The sequence below is a fragment of the Pseudoalteromonas holothuriae genome (genome assembly GCF_945859825.1).
GTDB classification, from domain to species: domain Bacteria; phylum Pseudomonadota; class Gammaproteobacteria; order Enterobacterales; family Alteromonadaceae; genus Pseudoalteromonas; species Pseudoalteromonas holothuriae.
Genome location: NZ_CAMAPC010000003.1, coordinates 87527 through 109191, shown reverse-complemented (window position 1 = coordinate 109191; position 21665 = coordinate 87527). Strand labels below are relative to the sequence as shown.

The window sequence follows — 21665 nt, the reverse complement described above, 5'->3', positions numbered from 1 at the left end:
GCGTCTGAAACTTTTGCTTTGCGAAAAATAATTAGAACATAAAAATTAAAAGTGTATTTTAGTATGGACAACGTATTTGAAGTTTCTCGACAACACTATTTAAACATACCTGACAAGAAAGCATATATATACCTAAACGACGGTGAAAATGAGGGGGGATCATTAACTTATAAAGCGCTATATGAGCAGGCGCATGCTATGGCAAGCAATATTATGGAGCAATGTGAGCCTGGCGACCGAGTATTACTACTTTTGCCTCAAGGCTTAGATTACATAAAGAGCTTTTTTGCTTGTACTTTTTGCGGTGTGATTGCTGTCCCTGCGTATCCACCTCACAGTGCAAAGCACTCATTTGAGCGCATTAGGGCTATTTTACGTGACTGCAGGCCGAAGGTAATAATTACATGTCCAGAACTGCGAGATAAGTTTTCAAGTCCGATTTTTGAACCTTTGCAACAAGAGTTTGATTGTAAAATTGCATATGTAGATCAGCTCTGTACAGATGTTGAAAATCCTTTACCCCAAGTCTCGGGTGATGCAATTGCATTTTTACAATATACCTCAGGTTCTACAGGCGAACCGAAAGGGGTCATGGTGACCCATCATAATCTGATAGAAAATGAGCGGCTAATAAAGCAAGCTTTCTCACATTCGTCTAATAGTACGGTAGTGGGCTGGTTACCTTTGTTTCATGATATGGGTTTGATTGGCAACTTGCTACAACCATTTTTCGTTGGTGCTACTGCGATTCTGATGCCACCTCAAGCATTTATACAAAAACCCCTACGTTGGTTGCAGGCCATCGCGAAATACAAGGCGAACACCAGTGGTGGACCAAACTTTGCTTATCGCTTATGTGTCGATAAGATCGCACCGGAAGAGGTCGCAGGTTTAGATCTAAGTCATTGGAAATTAGCGTTTAATGGTTCCGAAAAAATTCAAGCCAGCACACTAAAGTCATTTTGCGAATTGCTTGCACCAACAGGGTTCAACGAAGACGTCTTATTTCCCTGTTATGGTATGGCTGAGGCCACATTGTATGTTTCTGGTGTCAAAGCCAAACCAAATTATTACACCGCAGACCCTGTCGCGCTTATGAGCAATTCATATATTCCAGCCAAAGATGGTCTTACACTGGTTGGTTGCGGTGTACCAGAAGATGGAATGCGTATTGAAATCGTGGAACCTAGTGAATGCGTTGCGCTGGAAGAGGGGGCAATTGGTGAAATTTGGTTGCAGCATGAGAGCGTAGCCAAGGGGTATTGGCAAAAACCAGAATTAACCCAAGAATACTTTGGTGCTCGATTAGCAGGCAATGATGGTCACTGGCTCCGTACCGGTGATTTAGGTTTTAAACAAAACAATGAAGTAATCGTAACTGGTCGGCGCAAGGAAATGTTGATTGTCTGTGGCCGAAATTATTATCCACAAGATATTGAAGAAACAGTCAGGCAAGTCAGCTCAGCATGTCAGCAGGATGCAACCTGTGCTTTTGCCGTCGATGGGCCAGAACAAGAGCAGTTAGTTATTGTTCAAGAAGTAAAGCGCACCGCATTGCGTACTTTAGATCAAGAGGCGGTGATTGCCGCTATTAGCAAAAATATTGCCCAGCAGCACCAGTTGGATGTGGCGGACGTAGTGCTGATTAAGCCCGCATCAATTTTGAAAACAACCAGTGGTAAAATACGTCGTTTGGCGGTAAAAGATGCTTACCGTGCTAACGAGTTAAAAGTGATTGGTAAGAAGTCAGCTACGAGTAAAACAATAAGCTCAGCCTCAAAAAATTCAGAGCGCTTAGCAACATTGATAGCTCACCTAGGCGTTTTCTCAAATTCATCACAAGTGTTTGAGCACCATACAGGGTTGTTTGCTGTAGCTGCCAACTCGGTACAAATGATCCAGCTACTGCATTTTCTAGAGCACAGATATCAAGTGCAGTTTGACCTTGGAGATTTGCTTGAATGTGAAGATATAGCGGCATTAGACGATTTAATAACGCGTAGTGCCTGCTTGGAGCAAAGCAAGCATAGACAAGTATCTGAGGAATTACCCCTTGCCTTACAATACTTGTGTTTTGAGCAGTTCATGGAACCGCAAAGTTGTAAATATAACCTATCGACCGCGGTGACAGTACAACAGAGTATAGATAGTCACACGTTGGCCCAGAATGTCAGCATGCAACTGCGACAGACTCCCTTGCTTCGTGCCCGTTTTGAGTTAAATGCAGGCCGTATTGATGTGCGCTACCAAAAAGATACAGTTGCATTTACATCTCATGGGCAGAATACCAATGAAGGCTGTCAGGAACAAATTAACCAGCTGATAAGCACACCTTTTGATCTGTCACGTTCACAACTGTATCAGGTTCACAGTTGGGAGCATGATAATAGTCAAACTACAATTTTAATATTGGCACATCACGCAATTGCTGATGCATTGAGTATGCAGTATCTGCTCGAGCAATTGTTGGGTAAAACAAGTGCTGCAATGAGTTCGTATCAGGACTATATGCACGCGCAAAAAATCAGCACTGATCCGTTACAGTTTGCCACTGATATCTGTGATAGCGAGCAACAGTTGCAGTTGGCAAAGCAGCCTATTAGTGCAGATGCCTATGGATGTGAGCCATTGTTTTTTTCAATCGATGATGACTTACAAGCAAAGCTACAAACATTTGCAGTAGCAGAAAAGACAACCATTAATCATCTTTTGCAAGTTGCCTACAGTTTGGTTTTAAGTCGCTTTAGTGAAGCATCGACAATCAGCTTGATCAACCCAACGACTACACGCGGAAACCAGTTTGTGCAGAGTATTGGATATTTTGTTAATCCAGTGGCCGTTAATTATCAACCGAATTTTTCATGCTCATTCAAAGAGTTGATAAAACAGAGCCGATCTGAGTTTTTTAATCGTCTGCAACACGCCGCTGGCAATGATACAGATAAAAGTGTCAAGCAGCATGGACAAGCTTTATTTGCATATTTGGTTGCACCGGACGGAGTGTCTGAGCACTGTTTATTAGGAGGCCTGAGCAAGGAGTTTTTGGTCAACGGTCGACAAGTTGTGAGCTTACCTCTCGCAACGCCTGAAATGATCAGTGAATTGGACTTATATCTTGTGCAGGGACAAGGCCTCAAGGGCAAGCTGGTATTTGATACACAAGTTTGGAGCAGCTCGTTTGCAAGGCAGTTTTTAGATGAGTTTTTAAATACATTACCCCGTTTGGTAAATGCTAGTTTTGTTCCGGTATGGCGCATGTTTAATGTGCGAAAGTACCCGAATTTGATTCAGGATGCGCAGGTTAACCATACAGATTTAATTGGTAACATTGCTGCTAAAGTTGCCTCTCAGCCCAACGCTGTGGCTGTTCAAGACCTACATGGTGCACAATTAAGTTACGCAGAACTTTGGCAGCAAAGTGGTTTGATAGCAATTCACCTCGTTGAGTGTTTTAAGATTGCACCTCAGTGTCTGGTCGCTATCTTTATGTCTGCAAGTGTCAACAGAATCGTTGCACAATTGGCTATATTGCGTGCTGGAGCTAGTTATTTACCATTAGATACCCACTATCCGACAGCTCGTTGTGAGGAGATTTTATCAATCGCACAGCCTGCGCTCGCGTTAGTTGATAATTATTGCTCAGACTTAGCTATTATGCAGTTAGAAGTTGGCAACAGCTTTGATCTTAATAACAAGGCGGTGTTTACCCCTCGTGTCTACCCCGACAATCGGCGTGCCTATACGATTTTTACATCGGGTAGTACCGGCAAACCAAAAGGTGTTCAAGTATCTTACCAAGGAGTTAACCAGCTATTATTTTGGGCACAACAGCAATATAGCGAGCAAGAGTTTTCGCATGTTTTGGCAGCAACGTCACTATGCTTTGATATTTCTGTTTTTGAGACACTCATCGCGTTGGCATTGGGGGCTAAAATAAGTGTTATTGACTCAATCTTACTGCTTGATAAGTTGCCAGAAAGAGACACGATAACACTCATAAATAGTGTGCCATCAGCGGTATCTGCGGTTCTTGATGCGAACATTCTTCCTAAACAGGCCGCGGTTATAAATCTGGCTGGAGAAGCTCTGCCTAGAACATTGGTCAGTCGCCTGCGAGAATACTCTGCATATCGAGTCATGAACCTTTACGGGCCTTCTGAAGATACTGTGTACTCGACGTGTGAAGAAGTTGATTATGACGGTAAGCCTCTGATTGGGTCAACGATTTCAAACACTCAAGGTTATGTGTTAGATCCATGGCTTAATCCCGTCATTGATGGTGTCGTTGGCGAGTTGTACTTAGCTGGTCAAGGGGTAGCCTGGGGGTATACACAGCAACCAGGTTTAACTGCTCAAAGCTTTATTGCCGACCCTTTTACGGCAGTCCCAGGACAGCGAATGTATCGAACGGGAGACTTAGTGCGTCGTTTATCTGATGGGCGATTGGACTACGTTGGGCGCCGTGATCAACAGGTCAAATTAAGAGGGCAGCGTATAGAACTTGAAGAGATTGAATCTCATTTGTTGACATTAGCAGACATCTCGGAAGCTGTTGTCATAGTCCAAGAGCAACAGCTCGTTGCTTATGTAGTGTGTTCACATTCAGTGGAACAAGATACATGGAAGCATAGCCTGAGCTGTGTACTCCCTTCATACATAATACCGTCAGTATTCGTCTGTGTGCAGCAGTTACCGCACCTTGCCAATGGCAAAGTTGATCGTAAATCGCTGCCTAAAATTAATGTTCAGCGCCAATATGAGGCTCCAAAGGATGATCTAGAGCACTCTTTGGCGACCTTATGGCTGCAGGAATTGAAGTGCGAGGCAATCGGTCGCAATGATGATCTGTTCATGCTAGGTGCCCATTCTTTAAGTGTTCTAAAAGTTAAATATCAGTTAGATACGCAATTTGATATTGAACTTGAAGTGGCAGACCTGATGGAGCTTCGCACCATTGCTCAATTGGCACAGTTAGTACGTAGCAAACGACAAGTAAAAGATATGCTAGGTGAACTTGAGCAGTCACATAACGATAACGAAGGTTTTGAGGAGTTTGTAATATGATTTTAGAAGAGCTAATAAAAGCGTTAAAACATGCAAATATATCGCTATCGTTGCGAGGTGAAGAGCTGTCAATTAAAGCGCCTGCAGGTGCATTAACAGACATACTTAAGGTTGCACTCAAAACTCATAAACAAGCGCTTGTCAGTGCACTCAAATCTAAGTCTGAGGGGTTGCGTGAGGTTGACAAAAATGTCACGCCGCTGACGAAAACACAGTATGGTATATGGCTTGCGAGTCATCTTAATCCAGCGGCCAGCTCTGCGTATAATATGCCTGCGGCGATGATGATCACGGGACATCTTAATGATCAGGCGTTGCTATCTGCCCTTGCTGCGTTGTCAGTTTGCTATCCAGTATTAAACTCACGTGTGCAACAGCAGGGCGATCAGGTTGTGTTGATCAGAAACAACAACTTATCAGCTATCACTGCCACGGTGAGTGAACTCAACAAACCTGAGATTGCTCAGCAGCTAGATACATTTGCACAACGCCCTTTTGATTTGGCAAATGGACCTTTATTTCGAGCCCAATTACACAGACTCAGTAGCACAGAGCATATCTTGTTTTTGGCTGTGCATCATATTGTTGCTGATGGTCAGTCAATCAACGTGCTTAAGCAGCGTTTGTCAGAGCTTTATTCCAGTTATAGCAGGATGTCACAAAGCATCGAGCCAAGCGAGCCACAATGGGGATTTGAACATTACGCTCATTGGCTAGCAAAGCGAAATACCGAAGGACAACTTAGTTACTGGCTGTCAGCATTAGACGATAGTCCGCAGCGCACGAATCTACCTTTTCGTTTAAATAACACATCAGGTATGTCGCTGCCTAGTCAACAACATTTGACTTTACCGGCGCAACTTAGTGATCAAATTCGTGCTCAAGCCAAGCTGTTGGGTTGTACAACGAATATGCTGATGTTGAGTGCATTTCATCTATTCTTAGGCAAATTATCTGGACAGCAGGATGTGGTGGTTGGCATTCCGTCTATTCACCGCCCTTTTCAGGCGTTACAAGATGCGGTGGGGTTGTTCTTGGATGTGTTGCCTATCCGCTTAAGTTGGCAGGACTCAAACTCGATTGAAAGCTTGATAACACAGTGTCGTGATAAGATGACATTAGCTTTTCGCCACAGCGAGATTGCCTTTCATGAACTAGTTGCTAATTTACCTCAGCCCCGTGGTGAGCACCACCCCATCTTTCAGTGCTTTTTTAACTTTCTACCTAATCAAAGCAGTGAGTTGCATTTTTCTGGGTGTGATGTATTAGAATTTGAAACGCCACTTATCGAAAGCAAATTCGATTTGACTTTGTACGTAGAAGAACATGAACGTATCAAGCTCACCGCGCAATTTAATGCAGCACATTATAGTGCCAGCTATGTGGAAATTTGGTTGCACCAATATGCACATTTACTGAGCAGAATATGCGATGGTGTATCAGCGCATTGTGCAGATGTGTCACTGCGCCACCAGCCTGTGTTACACGAAGATGCTCAGCAGTTCAATGTTGCTGATTTAGTACATCCATTGGCACAGCTTAAAAAGTGGTGCCATAAACAACCTAATGCTATCGCGCTGACTGAGGTAAATCAGAGTTATACATACGCTCAACTTGTCGCAGATATACAAACCACAGCGGAGCGCCTTCCTGATGGAGTGTCAGCCATCGCGATTATCGCTCAGCGAAGCTATGAGTTGGTTGTGCATATCTATGCTTGCTTGGCCAAACAACGACCATTTTTCTTGATCAATCCGGATTATCCGCATGCAAAGCAACAAGCTATGCTCGAACAAGCTAAAATTGGGAGGGTGATAGATCTGGTAAAAGAAACAAGCTATCAACTTGTTTCTCGAAGCGATACTGCACTAACCTCTAGCAATGATGTTGCTTATTATGCGGCTACTTCAGGAAGTACAGGTAAAGCAAAAATTGTCTTGGGTGGCTGGCAGTCACTTGCCAATTATACCCTTTGGTCATCTCAGTACTTTGCAATTCAACCAGGAACGGTTTGTTCCATGTTATCAAACGTGGGTCATGACCCTTTGCTGCGTGACGTATTTTCCTCGTTGGGTAACGGCGCGACCTTAGCGATAGCCGGTATGATAACGCATGCTGAGCAATTATTGCATTATTTAGACACCCACAAGGTTAACGTAGCTGGCATGTCTCCAGCACTGGCGAAATTGTTGTCACTGCAGGGAGAATATGTTGACTTACCAGCATTGTCACACCTGTGGTTAATAGGTGAAACGCTAAGTACATCTTTGGCAAGTGAACTATTAGGGTCGTTGCCTGATACGGTACTACACAATTTGTATGGCGCGACCGAAACACAGCAGTTTCTCAGTGCATTTTCGATGACAACGCAAGCTCAGCTACGAGGAGCTAGTTGCCCAGTGGGACGTAGTTTGTCGGGCGGGCAATGTCTGATTTTAAACGCAGGCCATGAAGCCGGTGTTGGTGAGATAGGTGAGGTTGTTTTTGTTAGTCAGTTTGTGAGTCAGGGCTATCTAGTCGATGAATCATTGGATCAACCGTTTTTTGTCTATCAGGGTCAGCGTGCGTATCGCAGTGGTGATCTCGGCTATTGGGATGAACAAGGAAATATCATTTTACAAGGGCGAAAAGATAGTCAAATACAGATTCGAGGTTTTCGTGTAGAGCCTCAGGAAATTGTTAATACTTTAGAACAAATGGCCGATGTGCAACATGCAGTGGTGCAGTTTGATAAAACAAAACAGGGCATTTCAGCCTACCTTGAAACAGCACAGAATTACACATTTGATGATGTAGTAGCGTATTGCCAGAAGTTTATACCGCTATACATGTGCCCTGTAGAGGTCAATTGCGTTACAAGTATACCACGCAACTCACATGGAAAGGTTGATTTTCAGGCGCTCCGTCAGCTGACGCAAACAACACAGTATACTTATGTTGCTCCGCAAAATGACAGGGAAGCTCAAGTAGCAAGTATATTCTCGCAAGTTTTAGAGAAACAAGTGTGTTGCAAGTTACATTTCTATGCTCAAGGCGGACATTCTTTAGGCGCACTTAAAGTGGTTTCTCAGCTGCGTACTGAAATGGGCTTAGAAATACCGCTTGAGCAGTTTATCAAGTGTGGTGATGTACAATCATTGGCCAAATATACGGCGTCTACAGATGAACAACAGGCCATTGATGAAATGGTTATCTGCCATCAGCCTGAGATGCGTTTTGAGCCGTTTGAGCTTGGTGTTAGCCAGCGAGGTTTGCAGGTTTCTCGTCAAATTCAGAAAGATTCAGGTGAAAATGGTGGATTTTCTTTAGTTGAGATCCGAATTCACAATTTTAGTTTAAATCGCTTGCAAAATGCATGCAATGAATTAGTTGCAAGGCATGATGTTTTACGTGCTATTGAATTGGCAGATCAGCGCATAAAAGTGCTTGAGAATGTGCCCGGGTTAGAGCTTGATATACTTGATTTGAGCGCTTTAGATACAGCGCAACAACTGCAAAAACTAGATGATCACCGACAACGGCTGATCAACGGTGGCGTCGATACCCAAAGTTGGCCAAGTTTTAAAGTGAGTGTTATCGACTTTGGTGATGAGCAGCGGTTATCTTTGTGTGTAGCACATACTTTGATGGATTACAGCAGCGGCGTTATTTTAGCTAAAGATTTAAGTCAACTATATAGTGGGGACGATCAACCTTTGTCTCCATTATCACTAACCTATCGTGATGTGGTGGTGGCCAAAGCAAACCATAAATCAGCGGCTCGATATCGACAGGACAAAGCGTTTTGGCGGGAAAAAATCGCCACTATGCCATGTGCTCCACAGTTACCGTTGGCAAAGGACGACTTAACAGCACATGATGCAACGGTTAAAACACACTATTTTCGAGTGTGTGAAAAGGTATCGCAAAGAATAGCGGCCTTATGCGCGCAACAAGGATGCTCAGAGTCAGCTTTAGTACTAGAAGTGGTGTGCCAAGCGCTGTCTGTCTGGAGTGAAACACCGAACTTTACGATGAGTTTATTAGTCAACGATCGCCCAGTAACGCCTAATGATGCGGCTCAGATTGTGGGTAATTTTAACTCTTTGCTCTTGTTCAGCTATGAGCCTAAGCCATATCAAACATTTAGCACCAAACTTATCGCAACTCAAAAGCAGCTTTCAGAAAATATGGCGCATCGCAGTTTTGAGGGACTGGAGGTCTTACACGAGTATAATCGTCTGCATAATACCAATATGACAATGCCTATTGGCTTCACTAGTTTATTGACCGAACAGCAAAATAGTGTCAGTGAGCAAGTCGCTTATCGTGAGGTAGTGAATACAGCGCATGTTGGATTGGAGTTTGTTGCACGCAAACACAATACCAGCTTAGAAATTAAAGTTATTGAAAAATCAGGTTATTATCAAAATTTTGTGCCAGATTTACTTGATGCCATAGAGAGTTATTTAACGCATTTGGCGAATGAAAATACCTCATGGCATAGCTGGCAGCAATTTAATATCTCAGCTCCGCTGAGGGCGGGTTATAACCATACTTATCAGAGCTTACCCTCAGGGTTATTACATCAGCCCCTTATCGAACGGGCCCTGAAACAGCCGAGCCTTGATGCCGTGATACAAGGTCAAACACGTATCACCTATGGCCAGTTAATCACCATGGCAGACCGGTTAGCAGAACAGTTGCGTACAGAAGGTGTTAAAAATAATGAGTTAGTAGCCATTCATATGCCAAAAGCATGGCAGCAGGTTGTTGCTGTGTTAGCGGTGCATTTGGCTGGTGCCGCTTACTTGCCTGTTGATGCAAGTCTGCCACTTGAGCGAAGGCTACAGCTTATTCGACAAGGTGAGGCGCGTTTGGCTATTGTGTCTCAGCGTGATAGTGAGCTATTGTCATGCCAACAAATATTGCTACCACACTTGCCAGAACCAGTTGCAATTCTAAATCAACCCAAACAGTCTAGCGTTAGCGAAGATGATCTGGCCTATGTGTTATTTACGTCAGGCTCTACAGGAACACCTAAGGGCGTTATGATCAGTCACAGGGCCGCGCGTAACACTATTGAAGACATTAATACGCGCTTTGTTGTCACTGCCGATGATTCGGTATTGGGACTGTCATCGTTGAGTTTTGACCTCTCTGTTTATGATATTTTTGGGGTCCTAGCTGCTGGTGGAAAGTTGGTACTGCCTTTACCGCAGCAGAACAGAGACCCTCAGGCTTGGCATGATTTAGCGGCCAAAGAACAAATTACCGTTTGGAATAGCGTGCCTGCTCTGATGCAAATGTTCGTTGATTTTTCAGCGGGTAAAGTTTCTGACAGCTTGCGGTTATGTATGCTTAGCGGTGATTGGATAAGTCTTAATCTAGCCCGTCAAATATTGACTCATAAACATGTCAGCCTGGTCAGCTTAGGAGGAGCAACAGAGGCCTCTATCTGGTCAATTTATTACCCCGTTACGCACATAGACTCGAATTGGAAAAGCGTTCCTTATGGTCATCCACTAGCCAATCAGGGCTACTTGGTGCTGAATGAATTAATGGAAGAATGTCCAGTTGGCGTCAAAGGAGATCTTTACATCACAGGTAAGGGACTCGCGAGCGGCTATTGGAAAGATACACAACGCTCTAAACAGAGTTTTATATTCTGCCCACAGCGACAACAAATGCTTTACAAAACCGGCGACAAAGGCCGTTTTAACAGTGATGGAGTCATTGAGTTTTTGGGGCGCGAAGATAATCAGGTAAAATTGAATGGGTATCGCGTTGAGTTAGGTGAGATAGAAGCCAAATTATCACAATTAAAAGAGCTTCAAACGGCGCTTGTGGATATAAGACACGAAAATGATCACAAACGTTTAGTGGCTTATCTGGTGACCAATCATCATCAAAATGGTGTGCCAGATAGTATATTGCTTGAAAAAGCTGAACGGGTACTCAAAGACGCGTTACCGGCTTACATGATTCCTCAGGAGTATGCGGGATTAAATGAATTGCCACTGACAGCCAATGGCAAAGTTGACCGCGATGCCTTATCTCGTATACCAACAACATCACGTCTCGTTGTGCAGCAACCCCAATTGCAGCTCAGTATAGTAGATGATGAAATCCAAAACATAGTCATAAATACTATCAGCCGTCAGCTTAACCTAGTTTCAGTTGACTTAACGACGAGTTTTGCGGCACTAGGTGGTGATTCGATCCAAGCTGTTAGGTTGTCGACACAGCTTAGAAAGCAGGGTATAGAGCTCACTTTAGCGGATATTTTTAATTCATCAGATATTCATGCAATCTGTGGAAATGCCAAACGCATTGGCGATAAAAAAGTAGTACAGCAGGCAAAGCAAATTGACCTGTCAAACTACTCTGAGCTAGAGAAATATGAACAATCAATCATGGCGACGCCAATGCAGCGTGCCATGGTTATGCATACGCAAATTGATGCCACTGCTTATGTTAATCAAGTCAGGTTAACTATCACGAAGGGTTTCGAGATAACTTCTTTTAAGAAAGCATGGCTGCAATTGGTACAACAGCATCAAATCTTAAGAACACACTTCAGCGCACTTGCAGAGCATGGCTTAGTTCAGTTGATTAATGCTCATGCTGATATACAAATTACTGAGCATCATCTGCTTGTCGATACATCCATAGAATCACAGCTGAATCAGCTTGCAAGTCGTGTTAAACACTTCGGCGAAGATTGTTTTCTGAAGTCTTTAATTAAGTTTGATGTATGCCATCTTCCAGACTCGAAAGTCGAGCTGATTTTAACCTTCCATCATGCGCTACTTGACGGGTGGTCGTTACCCATTTTGTTCGCTGAATTGTTAGCGAGCTATCGCTCATTAAGCACTCGCTCAGACTTTGTAGAGAAGCTAAATACGGCTGAGTTCTCACGCTTTGTTGGCTGGCTTGAACAGCAATCAGTTAGTGATGCTCAAGCATATTGGCAAGCTACTTTGAATGGCTTCACTGAGCCAACGCGGCTGCTCGGGGAGCCTGTTAACGATGAGCCTGTGGAAATACTAAGCTGTAAAACAATTTTAGACAATATGACTCGCAAGCGCCTTGAACAGTTGTCTAAGTCAGCAAACGTCACCATGGGCGTTTTGATAAACTTGGCTTGGGCTAGAACTTTACAACGCTTATCGGGAGATCAGCAGGTTATCTTTGGTGCGGTAAGCAGCGGCCGTCCTTTGCAAGTCGAAGGAATTGAGCAGATGCTCGGCTTATTCGTGGTGACCTTGCCTGTGACTTTTAGCAGTGATGCAGACACGAGCTTTTCACAAGCGCTCAGGGAGATGTTTGGCCAACAGTTAGAATCAGAGCAGCACAGTTGGTTGCCGTTAGCTGACATTCATCGGCAAACTGAGATAGCAGCCAGTTCAGCATTATTTGAAAGTATCGTATTGATCGAGAACTACCCGCTTGAAGGCATGATGCAACATAGCGAAGGACTATGTATTGAAGAGATCACCGTCGATAGTGATACACATTTTGACCTTTCTTTATATGTCTCACTTGGCGAACAGCTAAAACTAACATTGAAGTATAAGTCAGATAAATTAGACAAGGCGCAAGCTGACAATATTTTTGCTTTGTTTAAACGAATTTTACTAGAAATGCTTGAACTACCGCTAGCATCTCCTGTGATTGAACTACAGGGTCGCAGTGACGAAGACAACAAGGCATGGGAGCAAAGCCTCGCAAATGTCAAAACCACATACCCTGAGTTCGATGTGTTACAAATGCTCAGTGAGCATGCGTACAAAGCACCTGAGAGCATCGCAATACAGTGTCAAAGCGACGAGCTGAGTTATGCGCAGGTGGTACAGCGTATTGGTGCGATCAGTGACTATTTACGTTCACAAGGGGTTAGTGCCAATGACCGGGTTGTAGTGTGCTTACCTAGAAGCTGTGACGTTATTTTGACTATGTTGGCGCTTTGGCAGCTTGGAGCAGTATATGTACCTATAGATGGTGTGTTACCTCAACAAAGAATCAATAATATTATTGAACAGACTCAGCCCGTTGTTGTGGTGTGTTCAGCGTACACCAAACCTTTATGTGGAGATGGTGATAACATACTGACATTAAAGGGTTTATCAGATGCCTCGGTGATCAGTGAGCTGCATGTTGCTGCTGGGGCTGGATATATTTTGTTCACCTCAGGTACAACGGGTCAGCCTAAAGGGGTATGCGTTAACTACGATGCTTTGGGTCGATTTTTGGCAGCGGCGCAAGAGCAATTCACATGCAGCGAATATACTCGCAATCTAGCAGTAACAACGCCAACATTTGATCTCTCATTGCTTGAGTGGTTACTACCTCTGTCGATGGGCGGGAGTGTAGTTATAGCCTCGGTAGATCAGGTCAAAGATGGTAATCAACTCGCGGATTTAGTTGATGAGTACAATATTAACTGGTTGCAGATGACGCCAACAGGGTGGCAAGTACTATTAGCCAGTGGTTGGAAAGGTAAAGCCGATTTAACCGCTTTGACGGGAGGGGAACCTTTAACGCGTGTACTAGCACAACAACTCTTAAACAAATGCGCAGCAGTATTTAACTGCTATGGACCAACAGAAGCAACGGTTTTTAGCATGATAGGCGCCGTAACGCACCAAGATTTGCAAGGCGAACTGTGCTTGCCTGGAGCGTTATCACAAAGTGCACACTTAGTCTTGAGTGAACAGGGTGACCCAGTCCCCCTCGGTGGTATAGGTGAACTTTGGATCACAGGTGGTTCACTTTCTTGTGGGTATTTGAAAAATGATAAACAAACAGCCGAACGTTTCGTAAACCTTGACGTAGGTTTAGACAATCCTATGCGGGCATATCGAACTGGCGATTTAGTTAAAATCATAGATAACAATAGTTTACAGTATCTGGGTAGAAATGATCAGCAGGTTAAACTGAATGGTTTTCGTGTTGAGTTACAGGAAATTGAACATGCGATCAGTGCCATTGAAGGCATAGAATCAGCTGCTTGTTTGATAACAAAGCATGGTGTTCAACATTCGCTTGTCGCTTTTGTTGTCAGCGATCATCAAGAAGCATTTAAGCGCTGTCAGTCACAGGTTAAGCAAAGCCTGCCCCATTATATGCATCCTACTGTTTGGCAGCGAATTAATAGTTTACCTGTTCACCCTAGTGGCAAAGTAAACCGCGCAGCATTACCACAAATAACCAATGAGGTGAAAGATTTTGAGGCTCCTGCTAGGGAGCTTGAGGAACAACTGTTGATTATTTGGCAGACGATTTTTGAACAGCAAACTATCTCAGTTACGAGTGGTTTCTTTGAACTGGGAGGAAACTCTCTGTTAGCCACGCGTTTGAGTGTGTTGTGTGAAGAGCAGTTGAATGGAATTAAGTTAGATGTCAAACAATTGTTGTCGGGTGCCAGCATTCGCACCATTGCACAATTATTAGAGCCAAGTTATCTAGTAAGCCGCAATAGAGTGACTGCAATGGAATCTAACGATTTAGAAGAATTTGAGTGGTAGTGAGGAATATGATGCAACTGCAAACTTTGGTAAATGAACTGAATGAGAACGGAATTTATTTGTTCGTCAGTGAAGGCAAATTGAAAGCTAAATCTCAACCGGGAGCAATGACTGCTGAGTGGGCTGAATGTATAAAAGAGCATAAAGGAGCCTTACTTGAATTTTTCAGTACCACAGAAAATAGCGACAAGGTCAATCTGGAGCGGGTCAATCGAGATGGTGGCTGTGAACTATCTTACTCACAACAAAGGTTATGGTTTTTAGATCGGCTGGCTGAGGGTACCGCAGCTTACAATATACCGCTGGTCATTCAGTTAGATGGTGAGCTAAATGCCGAATTTTGCCAAGCCGCGCTAAATAATATTGTCCAAAGGCACGAAAGTATAAGAACTTGCTTTCGTGAGGAAGACGGACAGGTTCGTCAGTTCATTCAGGAACACGTAGACTTTTCTCTGAAAATTGTGGATTTGACATCATTCTCAGAAACCTTGCAACAGCAGCATATTGAGTACCAAATAGCTGATGAAGCAGAACAGGTATTTGTTTTGGAACAAGATCTTATGCTTAGATCTCGGTTGCTCAAATGTCACCAACAGAAACATATTTTGTTGTTAACGATGCACCATATTGCGAGTGATGGTTGGTCGCTCAGCATTGTAATAAGAGAGTTTTGTGAATTATATAATGCGGCAGTAGAGCAGCGTTCAGCTCAGTTGCCCACACTAAATTATCAATATGTTGATCATGCCGCTCAACAGAAAAAGGTAATGCAAACTGCCACAGCCAAAGGTGCACTGAACGAACTAACGCAAAGTTTAAAGTCGGCACCCAGATTACATAGCTTGCCATTGGATAAGCCTCGCCCTACAGAGCAAAAATACAACGGTGGTGTTCATCGTGAGCGCTTGAGTGGGCAGTTAAGTGCTCGTTTACAACAGGTTGCTAATGAGCAGGGGGTGTCGTTGTTTACGGTAATGGAAACCGCATTTTCAGTTATGCTTAGCCGCTTTAGCCGCAGTGAAGAAATTGTTTTGGGTATGCCTGTTGCGAATCGAACTGAAAGGAGCATCGAAGAGGTTATAGGTTTTTTTGCTAACACCTTAGTCATGGCGCATAAGATAGATATTCAGCAGTCGTTTTGCATGCTACTTAAACAACACGCAAAGACGATTTCTAGCACCTATAGCGCACAGCATATTCCATTTGAGCTGTTAGTTGAGGCGCTAAACCCAGACCGAGAACTAAGCTACAATCCATTATTTCAAATATTTATCGCGTTTGAAAATGCCAGCTCTGACATTGAGCTGACGGGCCTGCAAAGTAAGGTGCTAGAAAGGCACTATGAATCGTCAAAGTTTGACTTGAGCTTGTATATCAAAGAAATTGAAGATGGCATTTGGTGCGGGTGGGAATTTAACAGCGACTTATTTGATGAACAAAGCATCGCGACATTTGCACAAAGCTATGAACATTTACTCATAAGCTTTATTGAAAACCCCGACAAACCAGTTGCCAGTTTTGCTATGTTACCGGCTGCAACATGTAGTGCTATTAGAGGCCCTGAATTAGCGCTGTCAGAACGTAATGTTTGTGAACAGATAATGGGGCAAGCTCTGCAAATACCCACTGCAGAAGCATTGGTTTTTGAACATCAGCGTTTTACCTACTCAGAACTTACTGAAAAGGTACAACACATGTGTGTGATATTACACCAGCATGGTGTATCTCCTGGTGATCGCGTTGGGGTATACGTAGATAGAAAGCCAGAAATGCTGATAGCAATGCTGGCTATTATGTCAGCCGGTGCAGCGTATGTGCCACTTGATCCAGACTACCCGGACTCCAGAATCAATTATATTGTTGAAAATGCGTCGGTGTCGGCAGTGATAGTCGATTCAGAGCAGCAGAATCTACCGTTTTCAAGCCAGCGTAAAATACTAACACTAAGTCAATTACTGGAGGCAGTTACAGATAACAATATGCCCTCAATCTCAGTACCTGTAGATAGTCCTGCTTATATGATTTATACGTCGGGCTCGACGGGTAACCCCAAAGGTGTAGTGGTTAGTCATCGTAATATGATAAATCTGTTTAGTGCGTTGGATGTGCAATTACCACTTACATCAGAGCAAAAAACACTCTTGGCGGTTACCAGTGTATCGTTTGACATTTCAGTGTTGGAATTATTTTGGACCCTAGCGAGAGGCCAACGAGTGGTCCTGCTTCCAAAACAAAATAAGCTTCCGTTAGATGTTGCGCACAGCGAACTACCGGATCGACACTCTGGTGCGGGCCTGAACTTCAGTCTTTACTATTTCGCCAATGACCCAAAACGTTCAGGGGATAACAAATATAGGCTGTTGAAAGAAGGCGCCTTGTTTGCTGATAAATGTGGTTTTGAAGCGGTTTGGGTGCCAGAACGTCATTTTCATGAGTTTGGGGGGCAGTTTCCAAACCCGTCTATTGCTGCATCCGCGCTGTCTTTGGTGACAGATAATATTAGTCTGCGCGCGGGCAGTGTGGTGATGCCATTGCATGACCCTATTCGCGTTGCCGAAGACTGGTCAATGATAGACAACCTGTCGCATGGTCGAGCTGGTCTAGCAATCACATGCGGATGGCATTTTAATGATTTTGTATTCGCGCCAGAGAATTATGAAAATCGCTATGAGGTAATGTTTGAAAGCCTCGAAGTGGTACGAAATTTGTGGCGAGGTGAGGGCTATCCACGTCTTGCGGGTAACGGTGAACAAAATGAAGTAAAAATTAGACCGTTACCGATTCAAAGCACGATCCCTGTGTGGATCACAACCGCTGGTAATGTAGAAACCTTCAAGCGTGCGGGTAGGGCTGGAGCCAACCTATTGACACATATTCTGGGTCAGTCCCCCGCAGAACTAGCAGAGAAGATTCAAGTCTATAAAAACGCGCGTAAAGAAGCAGGCTATGACCCTGACACAGGCCGTGTTTCAGTGATGGTACACACGTTTGTCTGTGACGATATGGCGACCGCCAAACGCATAGCCAAAGCGCCTTTTAAAGAATACCTTCGCAGCTCTATAGGGTTGTTAAAACCATTTGCGGATGCTCAAGGTTGGGGAACTGATGTTGATCCAGAAGTGTTACTGGAGGCCGGTTGCGAGCGTTATTTTAGAACTAACGCTTTATTCGGAACTGTAGAGCATTGTGCCAAGCTTTCACTGGATCTCTATAACGCGGGTGTTGATGAAATTGCCTGTTTAATAGACTTTGGTATAGAAGAAGAGACCGTGATTGAGCATCTTCTGCAAATTGACCAACTGCATAAGTTGATGGCTAAACGCACAAAGCGTGATAACAAGGAACAGCCAAGTATAGCGCAAATGATTACACGTGAGCAGGTGCAATGGTTACAAAGTACGCCTTCGTTAGCCCATTTAATGCTTAACGAAGCAGGTGCTAAAGCTGCCTTCTCACAGCTTGAATGTCTTATGCTTGGCGGTGAATATCTTGCCCCATCGGTGTTACATGCACTCAAGCCTGTGTTCAATGGACGTTTGTATAATATGTATGGTCCAACAGAAACAACGGTGTGGTCTTCGGTTAGTGAAATAAAAGGGGAGAGTAAAATAGGCTTACCATTGGCCAATACGCAATTTTATTTGCTTGATGATGCGTTAAACATAGTTCCTAAAGGGATGATTGGTGAATTGTACATCGCGGGTGAAGGGGTAACACATGGTTATTTTGAACAAGCAGCCCTAAGTGCTGAGCGATATATTCCAAACCCTTTTGATAACGCCAATGGACAAAGGCTATATCGCACTGGTGATTTGATGCGAGTGCGCCATGACGGTGTGCTGGATTTTTGTGGACGTCGCGATTTTCAAGTCAAGCTCAGAGGTTATCGTATTGAGTTGGGTGACATTGAAACCGCATTGCTAAACAATCCACAAGTTGCTCAAGCTGTTGCGGCAGTGCGTTCGGATCAAAATCAAAATGAGCGTTTAGTTGGCTATGTGACGGCCATAAAAGACAGCATGGTAGACGGCCAATTAGGTGAGGAGCGAGTCAATAGTTGGCAGGCTCTGTATAACGAAACATTTATAGATGATGAGCTTGTCATTGCACCACATGAGAACTTTGCTAGCTGGGTGAGTAGTTATACTGATCAAGCATATCCTGTCAAACTAATGAAAGAGTGGATTGGCAATACGGTTTCGCGAGTGCCTCATCAAGCGCAAAGTAAAGTACTGGAAATTGGTGTGGGAACAGGACTGGTACTGTTTAGAGTTGCGCCAAATGTAAGTCAGTATGTAGGCGTTGACTTTGCGCAAAATGGTTTGGATTTCATTCGTAAACATAGCGTATTTTTAGGCCAGAAATCGCAATGTATTTCTTTGCATCAATGCCCAGCAGATCAGTTTCACAATCATGTTGAAGGCCAGTTTGACACGATTGTTTTGAACTCTGTTATACAGTATTTCCCATCCGCAGAGTATTTGCATAAGGTGCTTGAAGAAGCGACAAAACGACTGCGACCTGGCGGCACAATATTTGTTGGTGATGTGCGCCATCTGCAATTACATGAACTGTTTTGTTCATCTGTAGAAATCGCCAAAGCACAGCCTGAGACGCGACTGGTTCAGCTTAAACATCGGATCAGTGAGCGTATCGCTAATGAGCGAGAATTATTGCTCGCGCCAGAGTTCTTCAAACAATTGGGACTTGCATCAATTACACGAGTTGAAGTTTTAGTGAAGTGTGACCTCGGTCACACTGAAATGAGCAAATATCGTTATGATGTTGTTCTACATACAAGTGAATTTGTACAAGCAAAGACAGCACTCATATTTGAGTGGCAGCAAGATGTGTTTACCGTTGAGCAATTCGCTCAGCTACTTGATGAACATGCGTTTGACATTATGACACTTGATGGTGTTCCTCACCCACTGCTTGAACAAGATATCGCCGCTCATATCAAAATAAATAATGGCAAAGACAACAGCACTTTGAATGAACAGGCATTACATAACGAATCGTTATATCACAACCAAACTCAGGCGCTAATTGAGGTTGCCAAGCAACAAGGCTACAGCGTATCGATGCATTGGGATAATGAACAAGCTCCGCAGTTTGCTAGCTTGCAAATAAAGTCTCAGCACAGCGAGAACCTCGTGACGCCACGTGAATTAACACACAAACCCGCTGGTAAAACCATAAATGCGAATAACCCATTGCAAAGCGAGCAAAGTTTGGCGCTTATTCCTGCATTGCAGCGAACAGCACAACAACACTTACCAGAGTTTATGCAACCGGATACCTACATTGTCGTTGAGCGTTGGCCATATACGGCAAATGGAAAAATAGATTTGGCACGTTTGCCTGTGCCAGAAGCTCAGATTCAGCAGCACAGAGAGTATGTGGCACCGACGAACGAGTTGGAAACATATCTCAGTGAGTTATGGTGCGAAATTCTGAATCTAGATGTACTCGGAATTAACGACAATTTCTTTGAAATGGGTGGCCGATCGCTACTTGCAGCGCAAATGTTGAACCGAATTAAGCAACGCTGGCAACTTGAACTCACTGTTAAAGCGCTATTTGAAAACCCAACAGTAGCGAAGCTTGCGAAATATATGGGACAACTGGATAGCACAGGGCAGGTAAGTGCTATCGTCAAGGTTGATCGTGACAAACCTTTACCTGCGTCTGATTTACAACGAGGTTTGTGGTTTGATGTGCATAGGGGTTTAGACAGTACCATGTACCATATGGCCATGGGACTTGACTTAAAGGGGCCATTTGATATTGAAATAGCGCGAGATTGTTTAGCGTCATTAACCGATAAGCACGAAATATTGCGCTGTGCATTTGAGCTGGAAAAAGGTGTGTTAAATCTTAAATTAAATACACAGCTCGACATTCCACTTCATGTGGTTGATCTTTCTCAAACAATTTCATCTGCTAAAGAGCAGGCGATGTGGCAAGAATTTAATCGTTTTAAGGTAGCCCCGTTTGATCTCACTAATGGTCCATTGGTTCGCTTAGAAATCATTAAGTTGGATGATAATCACCATGTGTTGATGTACGTGATCCACCACTTGATCTCAGATGGCTGGTCAAACCGCATGTTGATCGCTGAATTTATGGAAGGATATCAAAAGCGTGTGTCGGGATTACCATTGGACCAAGAAGTATTACCTATCCAATACGCTGATTACGCGCATTGGATGCAACAACACTTCGGTGCTCAAAAACTAAATCAACAGTTGAACTACTGGCGTGACATACTCAGTGGTGCACCAGCCTTAATGCCATTGCCTTGGGATACGCTAAGAACTGAAACGGTATCGGATGAAGGCACTGTTGTTAACCTATCATTTGATAAACACAGCGTGTCTCGAATGCGTGAGATCTGTAATGAACTTGCCATCACTCCTTATATGTTTTGTTTAGCTACTTGGCAGTTATTGCTTTCAGCCTGGTCTGATAACAGTGACATACTGATAGGTTCTCCAGTGTCAAACAGACCAACGTCAGAGTTGGAAAAACTGGTTGGTTATTTTGTAAATACGGTTGTGATACGTACGCAAGTAGACAATGAACTCGATTGGCAAGGCTTCATGGGGAATGTGAAAGCAACGACATTAGATGCCTACGAACATCAGGATATTCCTTTCTCAAGAGTAGTCGAAGCGATAAGTCCAGAGCGTTCTGCCAGCTACATGCCAATATATCAGGTGGGTTTCTCATTTGAAAGTATACGTAGCCTTCCAGAGCAATTAGCAGGCTTGGAAGTTGCTCAATTGAGTGAACCAGAGACAGCTGCTAAGTACGACCTGTCAGTTACCTTAATTGAATTTGAAGAGCAACTACAAGGCACCATTTCATTTAAGTTGGCACTATTTGAAAAGCCCACAATAAACATGCTTAAAGAGCAGTTTTGTGCGCTCGCAGAGCGGCTACTTGAACGCCCTCATGAACCGCTTAGTGTTCTTAAATCGCAAGTAAAAGACGCATTCAATCAGCACAAAGACGCCCGTTTGGTAGGTAAGCAACAGGACCGCCTGCAACGATTGCAGTCACGAAAAAGACGCTAATTAATCATAG

General features: G+C 43.7%; 3 protein-coding genes. All 3 read left to right on the top strand.

Annotated elements, in window-relative coordinates:
- The first annotated feature begins 63 nt into the window (after positions 1 to 63).
- The 3 genes from OCI93_RS04825 to OCI93_RS04815 are packed head-to-tail and all read left to right on the top strand — an operon-like array spanning position 64 to position 21655.
- A complete protein-coding gene (locus OCI93_RS04825) occupies positions 64 to 5064 on the top strand; it encodes a non-ribosomal peptide synthetase (RefSeq protein ID WP_261625882.1) in 5001 nt (1666 codons plus the stop codon).
- The gene (locus OCI93_RS04820; protein WP_261625881.1) at positions 5061 to 14573 is read left to right on the top strand and encodes a non-ribosomal peptide synthetase; all 9513 of its coding nucleotides are present in this window, start codon (positions 5061 to 5063) and stop codon (positions 14571 to 14573) included. Before OCI93_RS04825 ends, OCI93_RS04820 begins: the two co-directional genes overlap by 4 nt.
- 8 nt (positions 14574 to 14581) lie before the next feature.
- On the top strand, positions 14582 to 21655 hold the full coding sequence (locus OCI93_RS04815) for a MupA/Atu3671 family FMN-dependent luciferase-like monooxygenase (protein WP_261625880.1): 7074 nt from the start codon (positions 14582 to 14584) through the stop codon (positions 21653 to 21655).
- Positions 21656 to 21665 lie beyond the last annotated feature (10 nt).